The sequence below is a fragment of the Nocardia sp. NPDC004722 genome (assembly GCF_053601505.1).
Genome location: NZ_JBSGBY010000807.1, coordinates 1 through 3106, shown reverse-complemented (window position 1 = coordinate 3106; position 3106 = coordinate 1). Strand labels below are relative to the sequence as shown.

Genomic DNA, 3106 nt, shown 5'->3' with positions numbered 1-3106 from the left:
ACCAGATCCCCGGTCCGGTACATGCGTTCGCCCTGCCCGAACGGGTTGGCCACGAACCGATCCGAGGTGAGATCCGGCCTGCGGACGTATCCGCGCGCCAATTGCGCACCAGCCAGGTACAACTCACCCGCGACACCGGCCGGAACCGGCCGCAGCCGTGAATCCAGCACGTAGACGCGAATGTTCCACTGCGGCAGCCCGATCGGCACCGAATCACGCTCATCGGCACGCGCCTGCCAGTAGGTCACCGACACCGCAGCCTCGGTCGGCCCGTACAGGTTGTGCACCTTCGCACCGCACACCGCCGCGAACGCCGCCACCGTCTCCGGCGGCAACGCCTCACCGATGACGAACACATCACGCAGGCTCGCGAGCGCTCCGGGCGCGGTGTGCGCGGCAAAAACCGTCAGCATCGACGGCACGAAATCGGTGACAGTCACCCCATGACGCGCAATAGATTCCGCCACATACTGCGGATCACGATGCCCGTCGTGCGTCGCGACCACCAGCTTCGCACCGGCCCGCAACGGCATGAAATAGCCCCACAACGACACATCGAAGGTCGTCGCCGTCTTCTGGAGATAAACGTCCCCCGGACCCATCGGATACTCGTCCAGCATCCAGGTGGTCTGGTTGTGGATGGCCCGATGCGACACCGCGACGCCCTTGGGGCGGCCGGTGGAACCCGAGGTGAAGATGACGTAGGCCGGATGCTCCGGCAGCAGCGGACGCAGCAGGTCATTGTCCGACACCGGATCGGCGGAGAACACGGTCGAATCGACAGCGTCCAGCAGCACCACCGAGGTCCGCTCCGGGACAGGCACGGCATCGGCGGTGGTGGTCAGCACGCACGCCGGGCGCGCGGTCTCGAGGATGTGCGCGATCCGCTCGGCCGGATGATCAGGATCCAACGGCACATACGCACCACCCGCGGTGATGACGGCATACATGCCCACCACCAGATCCAAAGAGCGCCGAACCGCCAGTCCGACGAGCGATTCCGGCCCCACTCCCCTATCGATGAGGAGCCGCGCCAGCCGATTGACCCGCGCGTCGAACTCCCGATACGTCAGCTCCGCACCCTCGAAATGCACGGCGACCGCCTCGGGATGGGCGGCGACCGCACGCCGGAACCCGCCGAGCAGCGACTCCTCCGCGACGGCATGCCGGGTGTCGTTCCACTCCAGCACCATTCGCGCGCGCTCCGGCACGGAGAGCAGCTCGATCTCGCCGACGGGCCTGGCGGGCTCGGTCACCACGGCGGACAGCACCCGCACCAGCCGGTCCGCGAACCCCGCGATCGTGGCCCGGTCGAAAAGGTCGGTGGCATAGGTGAACACCGCCGCCATGCCCTCGCCCGCCCGTGGCAGCAGCGACAGTTGCAGATCAAATTTCGCCATCGCACCGTCGGATTCGACGGACTCGACGAGCAGCCCGGGCAGCTCCACCCGGGGCGCGTCGAGGTTCTGGAAGAACATGGCGACCTGGAACAGCGGGTGATGCGCCTGGGTGCGGACCGGGTCCAGCACCTCGACCAGCCGCTCGAACGGCAGCTCGGCGTGCGAGAAGGCCGCCAGATCCACTTCTTTCGTGACCCGCAGCAGATCCGCGAACCCGGCTCCGGCCTCGACCCGCGTCCGCAGGGCGAGCGTATTGACGAACATGCCGACGAGATCGTCGAGCTCCCGCTCACCACGGCCCGCCACCGGCGTACCGATCACGATGTCGCCGGTGCCCGACAGCCGCGCCAGCAGCACGGCGAAGGCGGTGTGCAGCACCATGAACGGAGAAGCGCCACCGGCCTGCGCGAGCCCGTCGATCCCCGCGACCAGCTCCGCGTCGATCTCGAAGGCGAAGGTCGCGCCCCGCCCGGACGCCACGGTCGGCCGCGGACGGTCGGCGGGCAGGTCGATGCGCTCCGGGATACCCGCCAAAGCCGCACGCCAGTAAGCGATCTGGGCCGCGGCCAGCGACCCGCTCTCGTGCTCCGCGCCCAGCAGCGCACGCTGCCACAGCGTGTAATCGGCGTACTGCACCGGCAACGGCTGCCACGGCGGCACCGCGCCATTGCGCCGGGCCAGGAAGGCCGTCATCAGGTCTCGCGCGAACGGCCCGGTCGAGAAGCCGTCGGCGGCGATGTGATGCAGGACGATCGCGATGACGTGCTCGTCGTCCCCGAGCCGGGCCAGTTCCACCCGCAGCGGCACCCGCGCCGACACATCGAACCCGGCCAATGCCACCCCGCTCAGCCACCCGGCAAGCGCCGACTCCTCCACCGACTGCACGTCCAGCTCCGGAATCACCTGCACCGCAGGCAGAATCACCTGACTACCGACCCCGTCCACCGCCGGGTACACGGTCCGCAACGCCTCGTGCCGCTCGATCACATCCCCGAACGCGGCCCGCAACGCCGCCGCATCCAACGCCCCGGTCACCCGCAGCGCGAAGGGAATATTGTCCGCGGCCGAGGCCGGGTCGAACTGGTTGAGGAACCACATCCGCTGCTGCGCGGGCGAGAGCGGAATCCGTTCCGGCCGCGGCCGCGCCTCCAGCGGCGCACGGCCGCCCGCACCCTCGAGCGCGGCCAGCTCACGCGCCAGCCCCGCGACACTCGACGCGGTGAACAGCAGCCTGCCGGGCACGCGCGCGGAGATCACCGCGCCGAGCCGAGCCGCGGCCCGCGCGGCGATCAGCGAATTGCCGCCCAGACCGAAGAAGTCGTCGTCCGCGCCGATCGGGTCCACCGTGCCCAGCAGTTCCGCGAACACCTCGGCGACCGCCGCCTCCAGGCGTCCCGCCGGAGCCCGGAATTCGGCGACACGCAAGGTCGGCGCGGGCAGCGCCCGGCGGTCCAGCTTGCCGACCGGGGTCAGCGGAATCGTGTCCAGCACGGTGACGGACGTGGGCACCATGTGCGCGGGCAGCTCGCGGGCGGCCAGGGCCAGCAGCTCGTCCACCGCCACCGTCGCCGCACCGTCGGCATGCACGTAGGAGGCCAGAATGGTGGCTCCGTCGGCGAGTTCGTGCCCGATCGTCACCGCGAAGTCCACGCTCGGATGCGCCGCGAGCACCGCGTCGATCTCCCCGAGCTCGATCCGGAAGCCCC

1 protein-coding gene is annotated in these 3106 nt (G+C 69.9%); it reads right to left on the bottom strand.

What is annotated here, in order from left to right:
* Positions 1-3106 (bottom strand): amino acid adenylation domain-containing protein (locus ACWELQ_RS42220; RefSeq protein WP_452402597.1); only part of this gene is annotated, 3106 nt, incomplete at both ends.